This window comes from Altererythrobacter sp. MTPC7, from assembly GCF_042851395.1.
In the GTDB taxonomy this organism is placed as follows: domain Bacteria; phylum Pseudomonadota; class Alphaproteobacteria; order Sphingomonadales; family Sphingomonadaceae; genus CAJXSN01.
Window position 1 is genome coordinate 58,109 of record NZ_BTGS01000012.1, and the last position, 23,537, is coordinate 81,645.

The following is a 23,537-nucleotide window of genomic DNA, read 5'->3' on the forward strand; positions in this document are numbered from 1 at the left end:
AACATCGCCATTGCGTGGCGCATCGAGCGGGGCAGCGAGCGCGGCGATCTTATGAAAATCTCACATCCTTTTTACGACGAGCACGGCGACAAGCTACGCGAGGAATGCGGCGTGTTCGGCGCGATCAACGCGACGGACGCCTCGGCCGCCACGGCACTGGGCCTTCACGCCCTCCAGCACCGCGGGCAGGAGGCGGTCGGCATCGTCAGTTTCGACGGCACGACCTTCACTGCGCGCCGCGGTCTGGGCCATGTGGCGGAAAACTTCTCCGCGCCCGAAGCGATTGCAGAACTGCCCGGGTCGATGGCCGCCGGTCACGTCCGGTACTCAACGACGGGATCGGGCGGCCTGCGCAATGTGCAGCCACTCTACGCCGATCTCGCCAGTGGCGGATTCGCGGTGGCGCATAACGGCAATATCTCCAATGCCGGAACGCTGCGTGCCGAACTGGTGCAGAAGGGCGCGATTTTCCAGTCCACCTCCGACACCGAAGTCATCATCCATCTGGTCGCGACCAGCCGCTATCCCACTTTGCGCGATCGCCTGGTCGACGCCTTGCGACTGGTCGAAGGCGCCTATGCCCTGATCGTCATGACGCCGCAGGGCATGATCGCCTGCCGCGACCCGCTCGGCATCCGGCCCCTGCAGATGGGGCGCATGGGCGATGCTGTGGTGTTCGCCTCCGAAACGGTGGCCTTCGATGTCGTCGGCGCGGAATTCGAACGGCAGGTCGAACCGGGCGAGATGATCGAGGTGGATTTCGACGGCAATGTCACCAGCTTCCGTCCGTTCGGCGAAAACCGCTCGCGGCCCTGCATCTTCGAACACGTCTATTTCAGCCGTCCCGATTCGATCTTCGACGGGCGCAGCGTCTACGAGGCGCGCAAGGCCATCGGCGCCCAGCTCGCTATCGAGAACCCGTGCGAGGCCGACCTCGTCGTGCCCGTGCCCGACAGCGGCGTTCCGGCCGCCATCGGCTATGCGCAGCAATCGGGCCTGCCGTTCGAACTGGGCATCATCCGCAGCCATTATGTCGGCCGCACCTTCATCCAGCCTTCCGACACCGCCCGGCATTCCGGGGTGAAGCGCAAGCACAATGCCAATCGCGGCCTCGTGGAAGGCAAACGTATCGTGCTGATCGACGATTCCATCGTGCGCGGCACGACCAGCCTGAAGATCGTCGAGATGATGCGCGATGCCGGTGCGAAGGAAATCCATTTCCGCGTTGCCAGCCCGCCCACGGCCCATAGCTGCTATTATGGCGTCGATACGCCCGAACGCTCAAAACTGCTGGCAGCGCAAATGGACGTCGCGCCGATGCGTGACTTCATCAAGGCGGACAGCCTTGCCTTCATTTCGATCGACGGCCTCTACAAGGCTGTCGGTCAGGAGCCGCGCAATTCCGGCTGCCCGCAATTCTGCGACGCCTGCTTCACCGGCGACTATCCCACGCCCCTGACGGATCTTGCCGGCAAGTCGGACGATTCCGCGCAGCTCCCCTTCCCCGTCAACAAGGTCGCCTGAATGTCACAGGATACGGAAAACCCCGGCAAGCTGGCCGTCGTCACGGGCGCATCGCGCGGCATCGGCGCGGCTATTGCAAAGGCGCTGGCAGCCCAGGGCGTTCACGTCGTCCTGACCGCCCGCGACGTCAAGGCGCTCGAAAATGTCGAGGATGCGATTCATGCCGCCGGTGGAAGCTCCACCATTGCACCTGTCGACCTGACCGAACCCGATGGCGTCGCCCGACTTGCGGCAGCCATTCGCGGCCGGTGGGACGCGCTCGACTATCTCGTTATCTCAGGTGCTTACCTGCCTCATCTGACGCCGGTTACGCAGATCGACGCCAAGCAGTTCGGCCAGGCCATGACCGTCAATGTCATGGCGACGCAGGCCCTGCTGGCGAATTTCGACGCCATGCTGAAACGTTCGAAGGACGCCGTGGTGGTCGGCCTGACCAGCAGCGTCGGCGACAGTCCCCGTGCCTATTGGAGCGCTTATGGCGCCAGCAAGGCCGCGTTCGACAACATCCTGAGCTCCTACGCGCAGGAAGTTGAAAAGATTGGACATATCCGCGTCGCCATCATCGATCCGGGCGCAACCCGCACGGCGATGCGGGAGAAAGCCTATCCCGGGGAAGACCCGTCGACGGTGAAGCCGCCGGAAGCCGTCGCGGACAGGATCGTCGCCTTGCTGGGCGAGGATTTCGCCACCGGCCACCACGAGAGGGTTAATTCCGCTTAGGGAATAATGCTTACCGGAGAGTAAGCGCGCCTGCGCGACAGCCCGTCATGAGGTTTCGGGACCGGTACATCGCGGCCGGTCGCAATTCGCATGACAGGAGGCAGCACCCATGCTGCATACGCCAGACAGCTACGAAATCGCGTCGCAGGAAGATCGCTGCGCCCCGCGCACGAAGATTACACTTCCCGGCAAGCTGCGGGCAAGCGGCAGCCGCGCCTTCCAGACAGTGGTTCACGACCTGTCGATCAGCGGCTTCAGCGCTGCGGCAGTCAACCGCATGTATGAAGGCCAGGTCTGCTGGCTGACCCTGCCCGGCCTCGAATCCCGCATGGCGAAGGTAGTCTGGTGGGACAGTTCCATCGTCGGCTGCGCGTTCACCGACCTGCTCAGCCCGATCGTGCATGACGACCTCATGGCCCGCTACGGCCACCAGCCGATGTTCCGCACCGACTGATATTCGGCTGGCGAAGGGACCGGCAGCGCGTCCCCTTCCCCTGCTCAGTCCGCCGTACCGGCGCCCGCGGCAATGGCTGCAAGCAGGCCGAGCCGTTCCATCGAATGCGCGCGGTCGCTGGCCTTTGGCCAATTGCTCAGGATTGCGACGACGAGGTCCTGTGACGGCATGATCGTGACGGATTGCCCGAAGATGCCCTGCGCCCCGAAATTGCCGCCGGGATAGGTCCACCACTGGTAGCCGTAGCCGAAACCGGGCATTCCCATCGCCTCCCCGAAATCGACCTGTGCGCCGCCGGCAGCCTCGAACCAGCCATCGGGCACGACCCCGTCACCGCCTTCGAGCGCGAACTGCCCGATCCGCGCATAGTCGGCGAGCCGCATGGACAGGCAGCAGCCCCCGATATTCCGGCCCGACAGGTCGATCTGCCAGAACAGCGACCCTTCCAGGCCTGCGGGATCGACGAGGTTATCCCTGGCATATTCGGCCAGCTTCATGCCGGTCGCGTTTTCCACCAGGACGCCGATCAGGTTCGTCTCGCCGGTCTTGTAGACCCATTTCTTCCCCGCCGGCGCTTCCCGCGGGAGGGTTTTCATATATTCGACGACCTGGTCTTCGCCGGGACCGGGCTGGGTATCGAACATCCGGGCGACGTCGCTTTCGGGATCGGTGTAGCTCTCGTTCCACTTCACGCCCGACGTCATCGTCGCCAGCTGCTCGACCGTGACATCGTCGTAAGCGCTGCCGACAAGTCCCGGAATATATTTGGAAACTGCATCATCCATAGATGCGACATGCCCGTCCTTCACCGCCGCACCCAGCAGGGTCGATGTCAGGCTTTTGGCGACGGAAAAGCTGGTCCAGCGCTCGTCCGGCGCGAAACCCATGCCGTATTTCTCGTACCGCACCTTGCCGTCCTGCAGGACCATGACCCCGGCGATGTCGCCGCGTGCCATGTAGGCGTCGATGGCGGCGGCGGTATTCGCGGGCAGCGCTGCACCTGCGGGTAGCGCGCGGGGATTGGCTGCGGGGGCGATTTCATAACCGGGGAAGAAATCCTCCATCCGGCGGAAATTCGCAGCACGGGTTGCATCGTCCCACGCCAGCACTGCTGCGCCTTCCAGGTCGATCCCGCCCTCGGGCATGGAGAAGGTGACCGGCCCCTCCTCGACTTGCGCCGCCGGAGCCGTTGTCGCCGGAGCAGCCCCGACCGTTTCCGGCTGCGTGTAGGCCGCGGCGCAGCCCGAAAGGGCCAGCACTGCCAATACGCTCAAACCTGCAAATGTCCTCATTGTCCTTCTCCCTCTCCCGTCAATTCTTCACCAGCGTGACCTGGTGCACGTCGATACCGCCTCCCCGGAAACCGCCTTCGCAGTACATCAGGTAATACCGCCACAGATCGACGAACCGGCGGTCGAACCCTTCCGGCAGCATACCTGCATTCACCGCCGCATCGAAATTTTGTCGCCAGAGCCGCAGGGTCTCGGCATAGTCGAGACCGAAATCGACCTGATCCCTCCATTCGAGCCCGTGTTCTTGTGCCAACCGGCGGAACTCTGACGTCTTGATCAGCAGTCCGCCCGGGAAGATGTAGGCCTGGATGAAATCCGCGCTGGCTGCGTACTCGTCGAACAGGTCATCGCGGAAAGATATGTACTGGATCGCGGCGCGGCCGCCGTCCTTCAGATTGGCGGCGACGCTCGCCATGAAGGTCGGCCAGTATTCGCGGCCCAGCGCCTCGACCATCTCCACGCTGACGATGGTATCGAACGGCCCTTCCACGTCGCGGTAGTCCTGCATCCGGTAGTCCGGGCCGGGATGATGGCGGCCCGCCCATTCAAGCTGCCGGGCCGACAGGCTGATGGCTGTCACATCTGCCCCGGAACCGTGCATCCGGCCCGCCAGCCCGCCCCAGCCGCAGCCGATTTCGAGAACGGTCTTCGCCCCGTCGATCCGGTCTTCCAGCGCCTGCCACTTGGCATGCTGCGCCGCGCTCAGGCCTTTCTCGCCCGGCGGGAACAGGGCGCTGGAATACGCCATCGTCTCGTCCAGCCACGCGGCGTAGAAATCGTTGCCGAGGTCGTAATGGGCAGAGATGTTTTTCTGCGCGCCCTCATGCGTGTTGCGGTTGAGCAGGTGCGCAGCCCGCAAGGCGCGGCGGAACGGACCCTTGGCCCGTGCGGTGTTGCCCAGCGTACCCGCATTCTCCACGAACATCGCAAAGAGCGGCACGGGATCGGGGCTCCACCATTCGCCCGCCTCCCATGCCTGGTAGAGGCCGACGGATCCGTTGCTGGCGATGCGCACCAGAGCGTTCCAGCTCCTGAGTTCGAACACGCATTCGAAGCCGGGCGCATGACCGCCCAGCGTTCGCTTCGAGCCGTCGGGCAGGGTTCCGTGGATGGTGCCCTTAGCCAGCCCTGCATCGATCCGGTCGAGCATCCTGCCGAGCAGCGGTGCGGCGAGACGGGCGAGCAAGCCGGGCCGCTTGGTGAAACGCTCGGCACCCTTTGTCAGGGACAAGGCCCTGTCATTGTCCGGTTGCATGCGCGTCGCCATGCGCGACCTATGGAGTCGGGACGCGAACCGTGCAAGACCTGCCATGGCAGACAATTGGGAGATCGTCCTCATGGCATTGCAGATTGTCGGTGCGGCGCTCCCCCGAACCGGGACCCTTTCGCTCAAATTCGCGCTCGAAATGCTGGGGTTCGGCAAATGCTATCACATGAGCGAGCTCATCCTCCATCCGGAGCATCGCTGGCGATGGACCTTCGCCCGGATGAAGCCGGCGCTGCTGGACCCCCTGTGGGATGAGTACCACGCCGCGCTGGATGCGCCCGCCTGCGCGCAGTGGAGCACGCTGGCGCAACGCTTCCCCGATGCAAAGGTCATCCTGACAAGGCGCGACCCGGCGCGCTGGTATGAATCGGTGATGGAAACCGTCGGCAGTCCGGATCATGTGCGCTTCGTCTTGCGCCCTCCGCTGGCACCGGCTGCGCTGGCCAACCCGCCTTTCGGCCTGCGGTTGCAGAAAGATGCGATGATCCGCCATTTCGAGCGTTACGGCCAGCGCGTGCGCCGGGACATCGCGCCCGGGCGCCTGCTCGAATTCGAGGCAAAGGACGGTTGGGAGCCGCTGTGCCGTTTTCTGGGCGTCCCTGTCCCGGACCGGCCCTTCCCCCATGTCAACGACCGCGCCGCAATGATGGCGGTTCAGGGCGAGATGGACCTGACGCGATTGACCTTTGCGGAAATCCAGCAGGCAACGCGCGCTTTCCTGGAGAGCCAGCGTCAGCCCTTGCTGTCGCGGTAAGCTTGCAGCGCCCGCTCGCGCGCTTCCTTGTGACCGATGATCTTCACCGGGTAATCGCCGCGCTTCTCATCTGCCGGATCGTGGATGTCCTCATCGGACAGGTCGGCCAGTTCCGGTACCCATTCACGGATATAACCCGCAGCGTCGAACTTCTCCGACTGGCTGAGCGGCGCCATGATGCGCGGGAACATGTTGCTGTCGACGCCCGTGCCGCTGACCCACTGCCAGTTGGTGCCGTTCGATGCGTAATCGCCGTCTACCAGAGTATCCCAGAACCAGCGTTCGCCGTGCCGCCAGTCGATCAGCAGGTGCTTGATCAGGAAACTGGCCGCGATCATCCGCACTCGGTTGTGCATCCAGCCAATATGCCACAGCTGGCGCATCCCGGCATCGACGATCGGATATCCGGTGCGGCCCTGTTGCCATGCTTCCAGTTCTTCCTGGATGATGTGACCGCGATTGGGGTTCCGCCACAGGACCTGCTCGTCGTAATCGCGGTAGCTTTCCTTCGGGTAGTCCGGGAACTGCATGATCACGTTCTGCGCGTAATCGCGCCAGATCAGCTCTTTCTCGTAGGTCTTCCAGCCGCCGCTCCGCTTGTCCTTCAGCGCGTGCCAGATGGTGATCGGAGAGATTTCGCCCCAGTGCAGGTGCGGCGACATCTGCGATGTCTCGTCTTTCGAAGGCAGGTTGCGGCCCTCGTCGTACTTGCCGACCTCACCGGCCCACCAGTCCAGCCGCTCATGCGCCGCGTCCTCGCCTACCGACCAGTGATCGCGGAAACCGCCGGCCCAGTCGGGCTTCGTCGGCAACAGTTCCCATTCCGACAGGTCGTCGCTTTCCGGCATGTCGGGCGGCTGCGAGATCGTGTCCGGCTCGGGCAATTCGTCGCGCGGCGGCAAGAGATCGAGCATCGCCTTCGAGAACGGCGTGTAGATCTTGTAGGGATCGCCGCTGCCGGTGGTCGCGGTGCCGGGCGGCATAAGGTAGTTTCCGTCATGCGGGACGAGCTCGCACTCGCTGTCCTTCAATGCGTCGTGCAGGTCTTCCTCGGCCTCGCGGTGCCAGGGTTCGTAGTGACGATTTGCATGAATCGCGCCAGCGTTCGTTTCCTGCGCGATGCCTTGCAGCACGGAGACGCTGTCGCCCCGCCGCAGCACGATCTGTGCGTTCCGGCGGCCGTAACTCTTCGCGAGGTCCTCGAGCGAATGGTGCAACCACCAGCGATGCGCCCCGCCCAGCGCGCGGTCGCCGGCGCGCTCGTCGTCGAGGATATAGACCGGGATGACCGGCCCCTGCTGCGCCGCAGCATGAAGCGCGGGCTGGTCTTTCATGCGCAGGTCGCGTCGCAGCCAGACGATCTGTGGTGAAGTCATGCTATCCCCTTTGGCGAGGCAACGGGGTTAAAGCGCCGGTGGTTCCTCGCACTCCGCATCCGGCAATGCGACCGTGAAGCGATCCCGGGCGCGCGGATCGTAGAAGCGGGCGTCGCGGATGAGGATCGAACCGTCCGGCGCACGTTCGGCAAACGGTGAGCGCGACCAGAAAAGGAAGGCATGATATTCGCGGTAAAGGCGGTCGTCCTCCGGCTCCCCCGGGAAGTTCAGGCATGGATCGCCGATAACGGCCGGACGCGTCATTCCGCCAAGGACCGAGTATCCGGATTGTCGCCAGTGCCCGAAGGAACCTGCAATCACATCGCGTTTCCAGAACGCGACGGGCGGAGGGCTGGAAATGACCACTTCTTCGCTCAATGACGGTTTGACGATGGAGCGTTCGGCGTCACGCGTGATGAGGCCGTTGGCGAGGATATACACTCCGGCAGCGGTCAGCGCGATATGTGCGGGGCGCCGCCAGTCCCCGCCCCTTTTCTCGCGGCGCAGCGACCACCATGTTGCTAGGCCCATCAGCGCCCAGAGCCACACGTCGATGATGAACAGCGTGTCGCCATAGAACCAGCGGCTGGAGAACGGTTCCAGCAAACGGATGCCGTAGACGTTGAGCCAGTCGAGCGCCGGGTGGGTCAGGCAGCCGATGAAGCTGAGTGCATAGAGCCATTTGAAGCTGACCGGCAGGCGCCCATCGGGCCGCTTCCCGCGTTTCGCCTGCCATCGGTCGAAGCCCCACAGCAGCCCTGCCAGTATCAGAGGCAACAGCACCAGCGCGGGCGGCCCGTGGGTTATGCCGCGCCGAAAGCCGAGATGCTCCTGCCCTTCCAGCCAGAAGAAGCACGCCGCATCGACATCGGGCAGGTTCGCACCGATGATCAGTGCGGGCATGGCCAGCCCGGTCTTCCGCTTGAGCCCCGCCTGCCCAATCAATGCGCCGACGAGGGAGTGGGTCAGGTTATCCATCGACCGGGCGCTGGGTTACACCGGGTCCTGCGCCGTGCCGTCCACTGTCCAGGTTTGCCCGGTGCCGAGCAGCTTGGCGAGGTTCGCTTCCTTGCCTGCGCTGGCCTGCTCGCGCTCGGCGCTGACGGCTGTTTCGAAGGTCGGGGCGGGATCGTCGTAGAGGACGCCCATCGGCATGGGAAACTCGCCGAATTCCAGTTCCGACAAAAGGTGCGCCATGACGCGGTTCTTTACATCGTGGACACGCACCCCGGCGGACTGCCAGTCGCCATCAACAACATCGACGACCTTGAACGCGAGGCTCTCCGCATCGAAGGCAAGGCCCTTCACGCCGCCGGACTTCTCGCTGCCGAACAGCATCGGCTCGCCGTCTTCGAGCCAGAGCTGGCGGTCTTCCGCACCCTTGGGCGCGGCGAAATCGTCGAAAACATCCTTGTTGTAGACGATGCAGTTCTGGAAAATCTCGATGAAGGCCGCGCCCTGATGCGCATGGGCGGCAGTCAGCACTTCGGGCAGCTTCTTCGACACATCGAAGCCGCGCGCCACGAAGCGCGCACCTGCACCCAGTGCGAAGGCGCAGGGGTTTGCCGGGTAATCGACGCTACCGATGGGGCTGGACGGGCTCTTCGTGCCGACCCGGCTGGTGGGCGATGCCTGCCCCTTGGTCAGGCCGTAGATCTCGTTGTTGAACAGCATGATCTGCATGTTCACGTTCCGGCGCAGCACGTGGAGCATGTGATTGCCGCCGATCGACAGACCATCGCCGTCGCCGGTCACCAGCCAGATGTCGAGATCGGGATTGGCCAGCTTCACACCGGTCGCCAGCGCAGGCGCGCGGCCGTGGATCGTGTGGAAGCCGTAGGTTTCCATGTAATAGGGGAAGCGGCTAGAGCAGCCGATGCCGGAGATGAACACCGTGTTCGACGGGTCCGCTCCCAGCTGCGGCAGCGTGCGCTGCACCGCCTTCAGGATCGCATAGTCCCCGCACCCGGGGCACCAGCGCACCTCCTGGTCGGTTTCCCAGTCCTTGAGCGTAGTTTCGATTTTTGCAGGAGCGTTCATGGGGTCAGGACCGGAAAAGCATGATGAGGACGAGGGCGAAAGCCAGCAGAGCGGCAAAAACGAGAGTTCTGTTGTTTTTCATCAGTTCGTCTCCGGGCTGGGAAGCTGGTCGTCATTGACCGCCACCTGACCGCCTTCATTGCCGGGAATGTCGTCGAAAAACTTTGCGATCTCGGCTTCCAGCTCCGCGATGGCGAAGGGCTGGCCGCTGGTCTTCGTCAGCGGCTGCGCGTCGATCAGGAACTGGTCGCGCAGCACGGTCTTGAACTGGCCGGTGTTCATTTCCGGGACCAGCACATGGTCGTAGCCGCGCAGCAGATCGCCCAGATTGGCCGGTAGCGGCCAGATGTTGCGGACATGGATGTGCGCCACGTCGCATCCCTTGGCGATGGCGCGGCCCACGGCCTGGTGGATCGGGCCGTAGGTGCTGCCCCAGCCGACAACGGCCAGCTTGCCGGACGTGTTGCCGCGGCAGACCTCCTGGTCCGGCACTTCGACACCCGACACCTTCTCGCGGCGCTGGTCGGTCATGGCCTGGTGGTTGTCGGGCGCGTAATCGATATGACCGGTGCCCGCCGCTTTCTCGATCCCTCCAATGCGGTGCATCAGGCCGGGCGTGCCGGGCTTGATCCAGGGGCGAGCGCCCTTCTCGTCACGCGCGTAGGGAAGCAATTCGGCATCGTCGCCGCCGGGCTTCGTTTCCATGAACTTGGCAGGGAACGGATCGTAGCTGGCGGGATCGGGCACCTTCCACGGCTCGGCCGCATTGGCGATATAACCGTCCGTCAGCAGCATCACCGGGGTCATGTATTTCACCGCAATACGGCACGCCTCGATCGCGCATTCGAACGCGTCGCCCGGGCTGCGCGCAGCGATGACCGGCATCGGTGCATCGCCATTGCGGCCATAGACGGCCTGATAGAGATCGCTCTGCTCGGTCTTGGTCGGCAGGCCGGTCGACGGGCCGCCGCGCTGCGAGTTGACGACGACCAGCGGCAGTTCGGTCATGATGGCAAGGCCCATCGCCTCGGTCTTCAAGGCGATGCCCGGGCCCGAGGACGAAGTAACACCCAGCGATCCGGCATAGCTCGCCCCGATGGCGGCGCAGATCGCGGCGATCTCGTCTTCCGCCTGGAAGGTGGTGACGCCGAATTCCTTCAGCCGCGCGAGGTGGTGCAGGATCGCGGATGCAGGCGTGATCGGATAGCCGCCGAAGAACATCGGCAGCTCCGCCAGCTGAGCGCCCGCGACCAGGCCGAGCGACACGGCCTCCGCGCCCGTAATCGTGCGGTAAAGGCCCGGCGCGCTTTCGACCGGCGGCATGGCCAGCTGTTTCAGCGGACCGGCAAGCTCCGCCGTTTCGCCATAGGCATGGCCCGCATCGAGCGCGGCAATGTTGGCGTCGGCGATTTCCGGCTTGCGCTTGAACTTGTCCCGCAGCCACTGGTGGATCGGATCGCGCGGACGGTCGAACATCCACAGCGCAAGACCCAGCGTCCACATGTTCTTGGACCGCAGCGCATCCTTGTTGCCGAGGCCGAAGGGCTTCACCGCTTCGATCGTGCGTTCCGAAATGTCGAACGCCAGCAGGTCGTATTTGGCGAGGCTGCCATCTTCCAGCGGGTTCGCCTCGTATTTCGCCTTTTCCAGGTTGCGCTTGGTAAAGGCGCCGGTATCGGCAATCACCAGCCCGCCCGGCTTGAGCGAGGCGATGTTCACCTTCAGCGCTGCCGGGTTCATCGCGACCAGCACGTCGGGCGCGTCGCCCGCGGTGTTGATCTGGCGGCTGCCGAAATTGATCTGGAAGGCCGACACGCCGAACAGCGTGCCCTGCGGCGCGCGGATTTCCGCCGGGAAATCGGGGAAAGTCGCCAGGTCGTTGCCTGCCAGCGCGGTGCTGAGCGTGAATTGCCCGCCTGTCAGCTGCATCCCGTCGCCGCTGTCGCCGGCGAACCGGACCACCACTGCTTCGGGAGTTTCCTGTGCGTCGTCGCGGGGAGCCGCCTGCGTTGCCATAAATCGTCCTGTTGTTCCGCGCACGCCCGCCCTGTTCCGGGAGCGCGGCCTTTCATGTGGCTGGCGACCTAGGTGCGCGTCCGGGGCGCGGCAATCAAGTTTTTCTGTGCCACTTGTCCATGACGGTTGAATTGCGAAGCGCGGGCGGCCTATCGCAGCGGTCAAAGAAAACAATCGCGAGGAGAGAGACCATGGCCGATATCGAACATTACGTGCGCGACGATGTTCGCGGCTTCTTGGACATGCTGGAAGCCATGAACGGACAGGGCGTGGAGGAAGTCGGCGCCGTGCAGGGGCGCGAGCAGATGCGCGCAATGGGCGCTATCGCAGAAGCGCCGGCGCGCGAGTTGGCCGTGCAGAAGGACCTGACCTGCCCGGGACCGGCAGGCGACATCCCCTTGCGCTTTTACGACGTGAAGGAAAGCCGCGGCCCTTCGCCGATCGTGCTGTTCCTGCATGGCGGCGGCTTCGTGATCGGCGACCTGGAGGTCTACAACAATCTGTGCACCGAGATCTCCCACGCACTCGACTTGCCGGTGGTGTCCGTCGATTACCGCCTTGCGCCAGAACACCCCTTCCCCGCCGCGCCCGACGATTGCGAGGCTGCGGCGCGCTGGGTCGCCTCGGCGCCGGCGGAGCTTGGCCGCGAGGTCACCGGCCTCGTCATCATGGGCGACAGTGCAGGCGGCAACCTGACGATCGTCACCACCAACCAGCTGATGGCCGACCCGGCCGACGTGCCGGTGGTGGTGCAGGCACCGATCTATCCGGTCGCCAGCGATGTGAGCCAGCATGACAGCTTTGCCAGCTTCGCCGACGGTTTCCTGCTGACGGGCGCGGCGATGGCGTGGTTCACGGAGCAATATGCCGGACCGGCGGACGATCCGCGCAACGTGCCCATCCTCGGCGACTGCTCGAACACGCCGCCGACCGTCATTTGCACCGCCGGGCTCGATCCCTTGCGCGATTCGGGCCGCGAATATGCCGCCCACCTGATCCAGCAGGGGACGGAGGTCAGCTATTTCGAATTTCCCGGCATCATTCACGGGTTCACGACGCTGAGGAAAGCGATCCCCAGCGGCCAGGCCGACCTGGAGGCGTTCCTCGGCGCGATCCGTGTGAAGCTGGAGCGCGCGGCAGCATGAGCGAAGTGACCGCCTACCGCCCCTGTGCAGGCATCATGCTGTTCAACAGCAAGGGAAAGGTTTTCGCCGCCCAGCGGCTCGATTCGAAGAACCTCGGCGCTTGGCAGATGCCGCAGGGCGGGATCGATCCGGGCGAGGACCGGCGCGAGGCCGCTTTACGCGAGCTGGCGGAGGAAACCGGCGTTTCGGGCGACAAGGTCGAAATCATCGCAGAATTGCCCAAGCCCGTCCGCTACGACCTGCCCGAAGATCTGATCGGAAAGCTGTGGGGCGGCAAGTACCGCGGACAGGAACAGCACTGGTTCCTCGCCCGCTTCCTGGGTGAGGATAGCGACATAGATCTGGAAGCGCACGATCCGCCGGAATTCGAATGCTGGGAATGGGTCGAGCCCGAAAAGCTGCCCGACCTGATCGTCCCGTTCAAACGCGACGTCTATGCCGCCGTGGTCAAGGAATTTGCGCCGCAAATCGCCTCAGCGACCTGAGGTCCCCTAGCCAAGAGCTTGGCAAGGGAGAGGTAGCAATGAAATCCGTAACCGGCCCTTGGCCAGTCCGTCACATCAATTGCTCTGCGTGACCTGCGCGTCGGGCATGACGGCCTCTGCGGTCAGGACGCGTGGTTGGGGCCCCTGCGAGATGATCGCGGCCAGCTGGCGCGTTTCCGGGCAGCCGGCACCGCACAGCGATTCCAGTTGCGACAGGGTGGTTCGCGCTTTCTCGATCGCGCCTTTTTCGACCAGCGCCGCGCCCTTGCCGGACAGCGCCGCGTAGTCGTTGGGATCTCGGTCCAGCACCTCGCGGTAATAGGCGATGGCCTTCCCTTGCAGCCCTTCGCGGCGCGCGGCCTGCGCCAGATCGAGATAGATCGGCGTATAGCCCGGATCGACGGCCAGCGCCGCCTCGAACGCGTCGGTTGCGGCCTGCGGCTGCCCGCCGGCAAGAGCTGCGCGCCCTTCCGCGACAAGCTGCGCCGCGCGCGGTGCGGGTTCACGCTCAGCCCCGTAACCCACGCTCGCCTGCATGGCAAAAACCAGCGACAGGGCAGCGGCAGCAGGGGCGAAACGCATCAGCAGGTCCTTCCAGCGAGAGGGGTCTCGCACAGGGTGTGTAGGGTCAGGTGCGACCATAGGTCACAGGCCTAACACGGCAATGCTGCACGGGCGATGAAAAATCCGTCGGTCCCGTCGTGAGACGGTGTCAGGCGCAAACCCTTCCCCCGCGGTTTGCCCGCGCCCAGCTTGCGCGTGTCCGCCTGCCATCCCGGCGCGCGTTCGAGGAACGCCTCGAACCGGTTCGCACCTTCCTCATCCAGCAGCGAGCAAGTGACGAAGATGATCCGCCCGCCCGGCCGTACAAGCTCCGCCGCGATGTCGAGCAGCTTGTCCTGGATACCGGCATACCGGTCGAGGCTGCGCGAATCGAGCCGCCATTTCGCCTCGGGCTTGCGGCGAAGCGTGCCGATGCCCGAACAGGGCGCATCCACGAACACGCAGTCGGCCGCCCGGCGATACTGGCCGAGCGCGTCCATCTCGCGCCCTGCATCGAGCAGCACGGTTTCGATCATGCCTGCCCCTGCCCGCTCGGCACGCGGGGCGAGCCTGGACAGCCGGCTGCGGTCCGTATCGCTGGCAACCAGCGTGCCGCGGTTCTCCATCGCCGCTGCCAGCGCGAGGGTCTTGCCCCCTGCCCCGGCGCACAGGTCGATGACGGTTTCGCCCGGCTTCACCTCCGCTGCGAGGCAGGCATACTGGCTGCCCAGATCCTGAACCTCGACCTTTCCTTCGCGATATTCGGGCCATTGTTCGACCTGCGTGCCCTGCTCGAAACGCAGCGCCTGCGGCGGGGCGAGATGTTCGCCCGCGACCGGCAGTTCCAGTCCTCCGCGATCGGCCTTCAGCGCATTCACGCGCACGTCGAGCGGTGCGCGGCCAAGCAGGGCTTCCTGCGCCGCCGCATCGACGCCGGATGCGGCCAGGCGTTCGACCAGCCAGTCCGGAGCCACGCCACCCTGCGCCGGTTTCTCGTTCCGGCCGATGGCATGCGGGCCGTATTGGGAGCCGTCGAACAGCGCCGCTATGGTCTCGTCCATTTCCGCCAGGCGGAGCATGGCGACGCGGCCGGTCTTGGGGATCGGGCCGCAGGCACGGATGGCGGAATAGACAAGTTCGCGCACTGCGCGGCGATCCTTGCTCCCGGCATAGCGATTGGATTTCGCCCAATTGGCGATGATCCTGTCGGCGGGCGCACCGTTGCCACGCGCGCCGTCAATCACATTGTCCAGTATCTCGATTGCCGCCTGAACGCGGGCCGCGGGGGTCATCGGTTTACCTGCCTGCTGGCGGAACGGGGTTCAGCGCGTGGGATAATTTGGTGCCTCTCTGGTAATCGCGACGTCATGGACGTGGCTTTCGGTCAGGCCCGCGCCGGTAATGCGGACGAATTGCGCGCGGGTGCGCAGGTCCTCGATCGTCCTGCTGCCGGTGTAGCCCATGGCTGCCTTGATCCCGCCGACGAGCTGGTGGACGGTATCCTTCGCCGGCCCCTTGTAGGGGACCTGCCCTTCGATCCCTTCGGGCACCAGTTTCTGCTGGCTGATGTCCTGCTGGAAATAGCGGTCGGCGCTGCCGCGCGCCATGGCGCCCACGCTGCCCATGCCGCGATAGCTCTTGTAGCTGCGCCCCTGGTAGATGAACGTCTCGCCCGGCGCTTCCTCGGTACCGGCAAGCATCGACCCGATCATCACGCTGGAACCGCCGGCCGCCAGGGCCTTCGCCGCATCGCCGCTGGTGCGAAGGCCGCCATCGGCAATGACGGGCACGCCCGATCTGGCCGCTTCCTCGGCGCTGTCCATGATCGCGGTCAGCTGCGGGACGCCTACGCCTGCCACAACCCGCGTGGTGCAGATGGAGCCCGGCCCGATGCCGACCTTCACGCCGTCCGCCCCTGCGCCGACCAGCGCCTTCGTCGCTTCTGCCGTCGCGACGTTCCCGGCGATGACCTGGACCGAATTGCTGAGCTTCTTCACCCGCTCGACCGCCTTGCCGACATCGGCGTTGTGGCCGTGTGCGGTATCGATCACGACGACGTCGACTTCCGCGTCGATCAGGGCCTGCGTGCGGTCGAAACCCTTGTCCCCGACCGTGGTCGCCGCAGCCACGCGCAGGCGGCCGCTTTCGTCCTTGGTCGCGTCGGGATAAGCGACCGCCTTCTCGATATCCTTCACCGTGATGAGGCCGACGCACTTGCCGCCGTCATCCACCACCAGCAGCTTCTCGATCCGGCGCTGGTGCAGCAGGCGGCGCGCCTCTTCCTGACCGGTGCCGAGCGGCACGGTGGCGAGGTTCTCCGTCGTCATAAGCTCGCGCACGGGCTGCTGCGGGTTTTCCGCGAACCGCACGTCGCGATTGGTCAGGATGCCGACCAGCTTGCCACCGCGATCGGTCACCGGGATGCCGCTGATGCGGTTCTGTGTCATCATCTCCTGCGCCTGGCCCAGCGTCGCGTCGGGCGAGATGGTGATCGGGTTCACCACCATGCCGCTTTCGAACCGCTTGACCGCGCGCACGGCGGCACATTGTTCCTCCACCGTCAGGTTGCGATGCAGCACGCCGATCCCGCCCAATTGCGCCATGGCAATCGCCATGTCCGCTTCGGTAACGGTATCCATCGCGCTGGAGACGACGGGGATGTTGAGACCGATGGCCTTCGTCAGCATGGTCCGCGTGTCGGCCATGGAGGGGAGGACGTCGCTTTCCGCCGGACGAAGCAAGACGTCGTCGAAGGTAAGGCCGAGGGGAATTTCGCTGCGTGACACGATGCGCCTTTCGCCCGCTGTCCGGGCCTGCATGGGGAGAGAATCGTGCAGCGCCCTCTAACCCCTGCGCGCCCGTCCCGCTAGGCCTGTCGTGTCAGTCGTCCCCGACGGGGTAACTGGTGGTGCTGCCGAAATGGCGGAGCAAGTCGACATGGAGCAGGGTGTCCTGCGCCGCACCGCCCAGTTCGACGTGATCGCCCCATTCGTCGGTCGCGCGGTGGTAATGCGTATCGACGAAGGAATTGATGACGGCATCGCTTGCGAAACTGCTGGAGACCAGCACCGACGGCACGTCGCGGCGAAGCAGCACATACCCGTCCTGCCGCGGGACCCAGCGTTCCTGCTGCGGACGGATCGACAGCCGCCTGCCCGCCGCCTCCACCACCTGTTCGATCCCCTTGTCGAGCGCGGTCTGTCCCCAGCCGAGCACGGCGACGGGCGTCCCCTCCGGCGCGATGGCGGTCGAATCCAGGTTGAATGCGGCAACGATCGTGGGCAGCGGCGTCGGCGGATCTTCGGCAAAGGCTCTTGCCCCTACCAGGCCGGCTTCCTCACCCGTGGTGGCGACGAAATAGATATCGCGCTCTGCCGGGCCGCCTTCCGCCATGCGGCGTGCGATTTCCAGCAAGGCGGCGACCCCGCTCGCATTGTCGACCGCCCCGTTGCACAGACGGTCGGGCGCGGCGGGCGGGCCGCAATTGCCCAGATGGTCCCAATGTGCCGTCAGGACGACGGCTCCGCTACCGATCTGCGTGCCCGGCAGGCGGGCCACGACATTCGCGCTGGATAGCGTCTCCACGCCTTCCGGAAGGTCGATACCCATCTGCCGGTACCGTTCCACCGGGATTTCGACCGGCTGCTCCCACGACCCGCGCATGCCAGCGTCGAGGCCGTAGGATCGCAGCGCCGAGACGATGTAAGCGCGCGTCTTCCGGTCGCCTTCGCTGCCGGGCAGGCGTCCTCCGTATTCGGCGCGCGAAAGCTCCGCGATATGGCCGCCAAGTGCGGTCCGGACCAGCGCAAGCTCGCCTGCATCGCGGGTTACGGTCGTGCAGGACGCAAGGGCAAGCGCGAGCAGGACTGCGATTGTTCTTCTCATATCCGTGCCCCCTGCGCCCGAGCCGCCGCCAAGCCAAGCTGGCTATTCGGCCGTCCAGCCACCATCGACGCTCCAGTTCGCGCCGGTCACATTGCCAGCTTCCTCGCGGCACAGGAACACGGCAAGCGCGCCGATTTCTTCCGGCTGGACGAATTTCTTGGTCGGCTGTTTCGCCAGCAGGACATCGTTGATGACCTCTTCCCGGCTCAGACCGCGGGCCTTCATCGTGTCGGGAATCTGCCCCTCGATCAGCGGGGTCCAGACATAGCCGGGGCTGATGCAGTTGGCCGTCACCCCAGTCTGCGCCAGTTCCAGCGCGATGGTCTTGGTAAAGCCTGCGATGCCGTGCTTGCTGGCATTGTATGCGCTCTTGAAAGGGGATGCGACCAGCGAGTGCGCGCTCGCCGTGTTGATGATGCGGCCCCAGCCCTTCTCCTTCATCCCGGGCACCACATGGCGCACCGTGTGGAAGGCCGCAGTCAGGTTCAGGGCGATGATCCTGTCCCACTGCGCGGGCGGGAACTCGTCTACCGGCGCGACGTGCTGCATGCCTGCATTGTTGACCAGGATATCGATTCCGCCCGCATCCTTCATCATGCCTTCGATGGCATCGGCATCGGTCAGGTCGGCGGCGGAATGGCTGGCCGACAATTCCTGCGTCAATGCGGCGATCTCGCTTTCGTCGCCAAAGCCGTTGAGGACGATCTCGGCCCCTCCGGCATGGAGCGACCGCGCGATGGCGAGGCCGATCCCGGACGTCGAACCGGTGACGAGAGCGCGTTTGCCGGACAGGAACATTGAAGGCCTCTTGGGGTTTGCTGTGAAAGGGTCGGACCAAGCTATTGGGAAATACCGTTTTGCGGCCTATGCACGGCGTGTCCAGTCCCAACAGGGTCGGGGCAACCACTCCAGGGGGAATATGATGCGGCTCAATCCGTTCAATACCGGCAATATCAATGTCCGATCGAGCGGGGGCGGCGGCGGTTTTCCCGGCGGTGGCGGGGGAAAGATCGGCTGCGGCACGATCGTCCTAGCGGCCGTCGGTGCGCTTGTCTTCGGTATCAATCCGATCCAGACGATCGGCCTCGTGGAAAGTGTGCAGCAGACCACCGGCGCAGGCAGCGTGCAAGCCAGCACGAACGAGCAGGAAATCTGCACCCGCGGTCCCTACGCGACAGAGGCCTGCAATGCCCTGCAATCCCTCAACCAGACATGGGCGCCCGAATTCCAGCGCGCCGGCATTCCGTTCGAACAGCCGGTGCTGGACCTTTATACGGGCGGCGGCGTGCGGTCGGGCTGCGGCAATGCGCCGGCAGCGGCAGGCCCGTTCTACTGCCCTGCCGACAAGGGCATCTATATCAACACCAGTTTCTACGACACGCTGGAACAGCGCATGGGCGCAGGCGGCGACTTCGCCCGGCTCTACGTGATGGCGCATGAATACGGCCACCACATCCAGAACCTGACCGGCCTGGCCGGGCAGATCCGCAGCGCGCAGGCGCAAAACCCGCGCCGCTCCAACGAATTGCAGGTGCGCATGGAACTGCAGGCGGATTGCTATGCCGGGGTCTGGGCGGGCAAGAACCGCAACCTGATCGAACCGGGCGACATGCAGGAAGGTCTGCGCGCGGCGAGCGCCATCGGCGACGACACGCTGCAGCGGCAGGCCGGTCAGCGGGTCAATCCGGAAAGCTTTACCCACGGAACCAGCCAGCAGCGCATGGACGCCCTGCGGCGCGGTTTGGAAAGTGCAGATGATACGGTGTGCGATGCCTATTTCCAGAACCTGTAAGACAGCACTCGGCGCGGCGCTTGCGGCGCTGCTCGCCATGCCCGCCAGCGCGCAGGATGACGAGATCGTCACCGACGGCCCGAACATGCGCGACGTGGCGCGCACGCCGCTCGATATCCTGAATATCGATCCGCAGGACATTCCGCCCGTCCTGCTGGAAGCGGTGGCAAACCCCTATGCCAGCGACACGCTGACGGGCTGCGCGGCGATCAATGTCGAGATCACCCGCCTGACCCGCGTGCTGGGCCCCGACTTCGATACGCTGGCGAAGCAGGAAGGGCTGACGCCCGAAAAGGTCGCGCAGGGCGCCATCGGGTCCCTCATTCCTTTTCGCGGCATCATCCGCGAGGTGACCGGCGCCGCCGAGCGCCAGCGCTCGCTGGAAACCGCGATCCTCGCAGGGTCCACCCGGAGGGGATATCTGAAGGGACTGGGGCTGAGCCAGGGTTGCATGGTTCCGGCCCGCCCGATCTCCACCGCGCCCGTCCCGCAGGAGGTCATCACGGCTGCGATCGAGGAAGGGGACGAGGACTAGAGCCCCGCCCCCTTCACATCGTCGCCGCGTCTGCCGATCAGGCAGCGGCGGTCAGCCTTCCTCTTCCAGCATCGGTTCCGAGTCCTTGCGTCCACCGACGCTCGACCAATCGATGCCGCGGGTCGCATACATCACCCCTGCCAGCGCGAAGAACAGCAGCACTGATCCGACCAGCAGGGAATAGGCTTCCAGGCTGAGCAGGACGTAAAGCGCGGCATAAAGCCCCAGCAGGATCGCCCCGACCGTGAAGGCCCGCTTCCGCGTACCGAGCACCGCCGCGCTATAGGCTGTCAGCAGTCCGACGATGGCGATCGTCGCGCCAGCGAAGGCTGCGGCGAACCCGATGACCTCTGCGAAAGCCAGCAGCAGCACGAAGAACAGAACCAGCCCTGCCCCCGTCAGCAGATATTCCGCCGCTGCCACGCGCGCCCCTGCGACGAGGTCGAACATGAGGAACGTCAGGAAGGTGAAGCCGATGACGAGGAAGCCGTATTTCACGCTGCGGTCCACCTGGCTGTAGAGATCGACCGGTTCGACCAGCCGCACCTCGGCATTTTGCGCGGGGAAGCTCGCCTCGCCGTAGCCCCTCATCTTTGGCGCAGGCGGTGGGGGCGGCATGGGGACCGACCCTGCATTGACCACGATGCCGGTATCGCTGGTCGAGGCAAGCGAGCGGCCTAGCGCAAGGTTCGCGACCGACCAGTTCGCCTTGAACCCGTCATCGCCGATGGAGCGGGTATCCGGCAGGAAGCCGCCGGCAAAGCTGGGATGGGCCCAGGTGGATTCGACCGACCATTCGGTTTGCCCGCCATTGGGCACGAGCGACAGGGCCCGGCTGCCGCGCAGCGTGAAGTTGTAATCTAGCACGAGCGGCCCCTCGCCGTCCCACTCGACATAACCGTGGAACCCCGAGCCGCCGCTCTCCATCGGTCCCCTGCCCGGTTTCAGCGCCACCGTCTCGCCGCCGACCTCAGCCGAGGCATCGCCTTGCAGGCCGCGCGGATCGGACACGCCGAAGCGTAGCTCGCTTTCCGCAAGGCGAAGCGAAGATCGCTCCACGTCCAGCCGGTCCAGATCGTCCGGCAGGACGAAGCGCGCAGCGCCGTTGGTCGCCGCCAGATAGGTCACGGTTTCGTAGATCGATTTGCGCCGCACCTCCGGCTCCAGATCGGTGGAAACGCGGTGCAGGCTCGGGGCGATGACCACTTCGCGCCGGCTGGTCACCTCGCGGGTCACGACCTGCCCGCCGCGGTTCTCCGTCTGGGTCGTCACCTCGTCATAAGGCACGACCAGCACCGGCCCGCTCAGCATCTGCGGCCCGCCCCAGCCTTGCGTGATACTGTCCTGCGCGGTGCGCGCCTGGTGCTGCCTGTCGCTCACCAGCGCATAGACCATCAGCAGCGGAACCAGCAGGACGAAGCCGACCAGTCCGACGAACAGGAGCTTTATCCCGGGCGATCTCTGTATTCTCATAACTCTCTCCGCATCGATGAACCGTGCTTTGAGAGCGACGAAATGAATGTCTTTTGAATGGCAGAAATAACGATCCTGCAGGAACGAACCGGCTTCGCCAGACCTTTCCCTGTCATGCCCACGATTGATGAAGACACCCGCAACCTGATCCTGTCATCCCCGCAGCTTCGCCTGATCGGCTCGGTCGACGAGGCGATGTATGCAGAGTTTCGCAACCAGCTATCGGCGGCCCCCGGCGACGGGCCGCTCGTCATCGCACTGACCACCTTGGGCGGCAATCCGGAAGTCGCAAGGGCGATGGGCGACGATCTGCGACTGCTGCGCGATGCAGGGCGGGAAATCTATTCCCTGGGCAAGGCGGCCGTCTATTCCGCGGGCGCGACCTTCATGGCGAGCTTCCCGATCGCCAATCGTTTCCTTGCCGATGGATGCAGCCTGTTGCTGCACGAGCGCCAGATTGCCAAGTCCATCAACCTGTCCGGCCCCTTGCGCAGCTGCACCGCGCAGCTGAAGGCGGCACTCAACGAGATAGAGCATTCCATCCACATCGAGGAACAGGGCTTTCGCGCCATCGTCGACGGAAGCGATGTCGATTTCGAGGAGCTGCGCGAAAAGGCGCCGGACAACTGGTATATCGACTGCAACGAAGCCGAGGAACGCGGGCTGATTGCCGGTGTGATCTGAGGCTTCAACAGACCTCGGCAGTATTCCGCGGCAGCGGGCCCGGGGGAATGCGCGCTTCGCTGAGATGGAACGGGTCGCTGGCGAGGCTGTGATTGTCGCCATAGGCCGCCGCGAGGACCGCATAGAGCGCCGGATCGTAATCCGCGACATCGCGGTGGTTCAGGATCGGTCTGCCGTCGAAGGCCTGCAACCGGTTGCTGTCGAACCAGAACTGGGTGCCTTCCGCCCAGTATTCCTGCACCGTGGTGACGGTGTATTCGTCCTTCCACAGGCCGTTTGCCAGGGCATTGGCGTAGGCTGCCTCTACCTGCCGGTAGAGCGCCGGGTCCGCGCCCTCTACCGCGAACAGGACATTGTGCGCGAATTCGTGAACGAAGATCGTCTCCCCGAAATACCGGCTGGAGCGCAGCCCCAGAATATCTTCCTCGCTGCCGACGGTTCGCGGCCCGCCGATACCGCGCGCGCGGGCATTCCAGTACGCCGCATCGGTCAGGGACCCGATGCGTTCGGAGTAATGCTTGCGCTCGCAACGGGTAAGGCGGGGGTCGTCCGGCGAAGGTTTTGTCCAGTGCGCGTTTTCCGGCACGTCGAGAATGGTCTCCTCCTCGGCGATGATAGCGACGCGGTAATCGTTCGCGGCGAGCCAGCGCGCCAGATCGGGCCGGTGGGCGAGCATGCCCTCCACCATGGCCTTCGCCGCCGAAAGCGCCGCCGGATCGGTGGCGGCGGACGCGCGGATGGGGATGCCGGCTGCCTCGACCTGCTGAGTGTAGAAACGGTTTTCCCCGCTTTCGCCCGATGCAGGAAGCGAAGTGGTGCAGGCAGCCATCATGGCAGCGGTCACGAAAAGAGGCAGGGAGCGCTTCATTGCCGCCTCTGATAGCCTGCCCTGCATGAACATACGATTCGCAGCCCTCGCCGCCCTCGCCCTTCCCGCTTCGCTGTGGGCGCAGGAGCCCTCACCCGGCACCCAACGTGGCATGGAACCCGGCACCGCCGCCGAAACGGTCGACGTGGTGCTGGAGACGACCATGGGCGATATCGTCATCGCGCTGGAGACTGAACGCGCGCCAATCACTGCCGGGAATTTCCTGCGCTATGTCGACGAGGATCGCTTCGACGGGACGGTCTTCTACCGCGCCATGCGACTGGACTGGGGCGATCAGCCGAACGGACTGGTGCAGGCAGGGACACAGAACGACCCGGAGCGTATTCTTGGCCCGATCGCGCACGAGCCGACCACGCAAACCGGACTGACCCATTCGCGCGGTGCGCTGTCGATGGCGATGGGCGAGCCGGGCACCGCGACCGGCGATTTCTCGATCCAGTTGCAGGACAATCCCGGCATGGACGCCGACCCGGCCTCGTCCGATCCCGTCTGGCAGAACGGCTATGCCGTGTTCGGCTTCGTCACGGATGGAATGGACGTGGTAGAGGCCATTCACGCGGCGCCGGTCGATCCCGACAAGGGTATCGGCTGGATGAAGGGCCAGATGCTGGCCGAGCCTGTCGAGATCGTCGAGGCCAAGCGGCTGGAGTAATGATCCCCGCC

At 64.9% G+C, this 23,537-nt stretch carries 23 protein-coding genes; 10 read left to right on the forward strand and 13 right to left on the reverse strand.

The genetic code is table 11. From position 1 onward, the window contains the following. Positions 1-51: 51 nt before the first annotated feature. The 3 genes from purF (at position 52) to ACGHJ7_RS11335 (ending at position 2,698) form a co-directional block, all read left to right on the forward strand. Positions 52-1,524 (forward strand): amidophosphoribosyltransferase, encoded by a 1,473-nt coding sequence (purF, locus tag ACGHJ7_RS11325; RefSeq protein ID WP_390477599.1) that lies wholly within the window; start codon positions 52-54, stop codon positions 1,522-1,524. Further along, positions 1,525-2,244, forward strand: a complete 720-nt coding sequence (locus ACGHJ7_RS11330) for an SDR family NAD(P)-dependent oxidoreductase (RefSeq protein ID WP_390477601.1) — start codon at positions 1,525-1,527, stop codon at positions 2,242-2,244. A 109-nt stretch (positions 2,245-2,353) separates the two neighbouring features. Then, positions 2,354-2,698, forward strand: a complete 345-nt coding sequence (locus ACGHJ7_RS11335; protein ID WP_390477604.1) for a PilZ domain-containing protein — start codon at positions 2,354-2,356, stop codon at positions 2,696-2,698. Positions 2,699-2,742: 44 nt separating this feature from the next. On the opposite strand, the gene ACGHJ7_RS11340 is transcribed toward ACGHJ7_RS11335, so the two are convergent. Together ACGHJ7_RS11340 and ACGHJ7_RS11345 are read right to left on the reverse strand one after the other, a co-directional pair. After that, positions 2,743-3,990 (reverse strand): serine hydrolase domain-containing protein, encoded by a 1,248-nt coding sequence (locus ACGHJ7_RS11340; protein WP_390477607.1) that lies wholly within the window; start codon positions 3,988-3,990, stop codon positions 2,743-2,745. Between the two features lie 19 nt (positions 3,991-4,009). Further along, positions 4,010-5,257 carry a class I SAM-dependent methyltransferase gene (locus tag ACGHJ7_RS11345; protein ID WP_390477610.1) on the reverse strand — a complete coding sequence of 416 codons (1,248 nt, stop codon included), beginning with the start codon at positions 5,255-5,257 and terminating at the stop codon, positions 4,010-4,012. A gap of 43 nt (positions 5,258-5,300) precedes the next feature. On the opposite strand from ACGHJ7_RS11345, the gene ACGHJ7_RS11350 reads away from it, so the two are divergent. After that, on the forward strand, positions 5,301-6,011 hold the full coding sequence (locus ACGHJ7_RS11350) for a sulfotransferase family protein (RefSeq protein WP_390477613.1): 711 nt from the start codon (positions 5,301-5,303) through the stop codon (positions 6,009-6,011). Here the strand turns inward: ACGHJ7_RS11350 and ACGHJ7_RS11355 are convergent. From ACGHJ7_RS11355 to ACGHJ7_RS11370, 4 genes are all read right to left on the reverse strand, one after another. Then, positions 5,990-7,387, reverse strand: a complete 1,398-nt coding sequence (locus ACGHJ7_RS11355; RefSeq protein ID WP_390477616.1) for a cryptochrome/photolyase family protein — start codon at positions 7,385-7,387, stop codon at positions 5,990-5,992. The two genes, ACGHJ7_RS11350 and ACGHJ7_RS11355, sit on opposite strands and share 22 nt — an antisense overlap. A gap of 27 nt (positions 7,388-7,414) precedes the next feature. Further along, positions 7,415-8,365 (reverse strand): metal-dependent hydrolase, encoded by a 951-nt coding sequence (locus tag ACGHJ7_RS11360; protein ID WP_390477618.1) that lies wholly within the window; start codon positions 8,363-8,365, stop codon positions 7,415-7,417. A gap of 15 nt (positions 8,366-8,380) precedes the next feature. After that, entirely contained in the window at positions 8,381-9,427 is a 1,047-nt protein-coding gene (locus ACGHJ7_RS11365; RefSeq protein ID WP_390477621.1) for a 2-oxoacid:ferredoxin oxidoreductase subunit beta, read from the reverse strand. 81 nt (positions 9,428-9,508) lie between these two features. Next, entirely contained in the window at positions 9,509-11,443 is a 1,935-nt protein-coding gene (locus tag ACGHJ7_RS11370) for a 2-oxoacid:acceptor oxidoreductase subunit alpha (protein WP_390477624.1), read from the reverse strand. Between the two features lie 191 nt (positions 11,444-11,634). Here ACGHJ7_RS11370 and ACGHJ7_RS11375 point away from each other — a divergent pair, with 191 nt between their 5' ends. Then, positions 11,635-12,588: an alpha/beta hydrolase gene (locus tag ACGHJ7_RS11375; protein WP_390477627.1), complete on the forward strand. Its 954-nt coding sequence runs from the start codon at positions 11,635-11,637 to the stop codon at positions 12,586-12,588. Continuing rightward, positions 12,585-13,073: an RNA pyrophosphohydrolase gene (locus ACGHJ7_RS11380; RefSeq protein WP_390477630.1), complete on the forward strand. Its 489-nt coding sequence runs from the start codon at positions 12,585-12,587 to the stop codon at positions 13,071-13,073. Before ACGHJ7_RS11375 ends, ACGHJ7_RS11380 begins: the two co-directional genes overlap by 4 nt. Positions 13,074-13,148: 75 nt before the next feature. On the opposite strand, the gene ACGHJ7_RS11385 is transcribed toward ACGHJ7_RS11380, so the two are convergent. The 5 genes from ACGHJ7_RS11385 to ACGHJ7_RS11405 form a co-directional block, all read right to left on the reverse strand. Next, positions 13,149-13,655, reverse strand: coding sequence for a tetratricopeptide repeat protein (locus tag ACGHJ7_RS11385; protein ID WP_390477632.1), 507 nt, complete (start codon positions 13,653-13,655; stop codon positions 13,149-13,151). A gap of 71 nt (positions 13,656-13,726) precedes the next feature. After that, positions 13,727-14,908: an RsmB/NOP family class I SAM-dependent RNA methyltransferase gene (locus ACGHJ7_RS11390; RefSeq protein ID WP_390477635.1), complete on the reverse strand. Its 1,182-nt coding sequence runs from the start codon at positions 14,906-14,908 to the stop codon at positions 13,727-13,729. 30 nt (positions 14,909-14,938) lie between these two features. Beyond that, positions 14,939-16,435 carry an IMP dehydrogenase gene (guaB, locus tag ACGHJ7_RS11395; protein ID WP_390477638.1) on the reverse strand — a complete coding sequence of 499 codons (1,497 nt, stop codon included), beginning with the start codon at positions 16,433-16,435 and terminating at the stop codon, positions 14,939-14,941. A 61-nt stretch (positions 16,436-16,496) separates the two neighbouring features. Continuing rightward, on the reverse strand, positions 16,497-17,501 hold the full coding sequence (locus ACGHJ7_RS11400) for a M20/M25/M40 family metallo-hydrolase (RefSeq protein ID WP_390477640.1): 1,005 nt from the start codon (positions 17,499-17,501) through the stop codon (positions 16,497-16,499). A 42-nt stretch (positions 17,502-17,543) separates the two neighbouring features. Then, entirely contained in the window at positions 17,544-18,299 is a 756-nt protein-coding gene (locus tag ACGHJ7_RS11405) for a 3-hydroxybutyrate dehydrogenase (RefSeq protein ID WP_390477643.1), read from the reverse strand. Between the two features lie 124 nt (positions 18,300-18,423). Here ACGHJ7_RS11405 and ACGHJ7_RS11410 point away from each other — a divergent pair, with 124 nt between their 5' ends. After that, positions 18,424-19,293 carry a neutral zinc metallopeptidase gene (locus tag ACGHJ7_RS11410; RefSeq protein WP_390477711.1) on the forward strand — a complete coding sequence of 290 codons (870 nt, stop codon included), beginning with the start codon at positions 18,424-18,426 and terminating at the stop codon, positions 19,291-19,293. Continuing rightward, a complete protein-coding gene (locus tag ACGHJ7_RS11415; RefSeq protein WP_390477646.1) occupies positions 19,271-19,828 on the forward strand; it encodes a hypothetical protein in 558 nt (185 codons plus the stop codon). The genes ACGHJ7_RS11410 and ACGHJ7_RS11415 overlap by 23 nt, the downstream gene beginning before the upstream one ends. A 51-nt stretch (positions 19,829-19,879) precedes the next feature. Here ACGHJ7_RS11415 and creD read toward each other — a convergent pair whose 3' ends face one another. Further along, a complete protein-coding gene (gene creD, locus ACGHJ7_RS11420) occupies positions 19,880-21,301 on the reverse strand; it encodes a cell envelope integrity protein CreD (protein ID WP_390477649.1) in 1,422 nt (473 codons plus the stop codon). Between the two features lie 114 nt (positions 21,302-21,415). On the opposite strand from creD, the gene ACGHJ7_RS11425 reads away from it, so the two are divergent. Next, complete coding sequence (locus ACGHJ7_RS11425) at positions 21,416-21,985, forward strand: peptidase S14 (protein WP_390477652.1); 570 nt, start codon at positions 21,416-21,418, stop codon at positions 21,983-21,985. Between the two features lie 4 nt (positions 21,986-21,989). Here the strand turns inward: ACGHJ7_RS11425 and ACGHJ7_RS11430 are convergent, their stop codons facing one another. After that, positions 21,990-22,853 (reverse strand): glycoside hydrolase, encoded by an 864-nt coding sequence (locus ACGHJ7_RS11430; RefSeq protein WP_390477655.1) that lies wholly within the window; start codon positions 22,851-22,853, stop codon positions 21,990-21,992. Between the two features lie 25 nt (positions 22,854-22,878). On the opposite strand from ACGHJ7_RS11430, the gene ACGHJ7_RS11435 reads away from it, so the two are divergent. Then, positions 22,879-23,526, forward strand: coding sequence for a peptidylprolyl isomerase (locus ACGHJ7_RS11435; protein ID WP_390477657.1), 648 nt, complete (start codon positions 22,879-22,881; stop codon positions 23,524-23,526). Positions 23,527-23,537 lie beyond the last annotated feature (11 nt).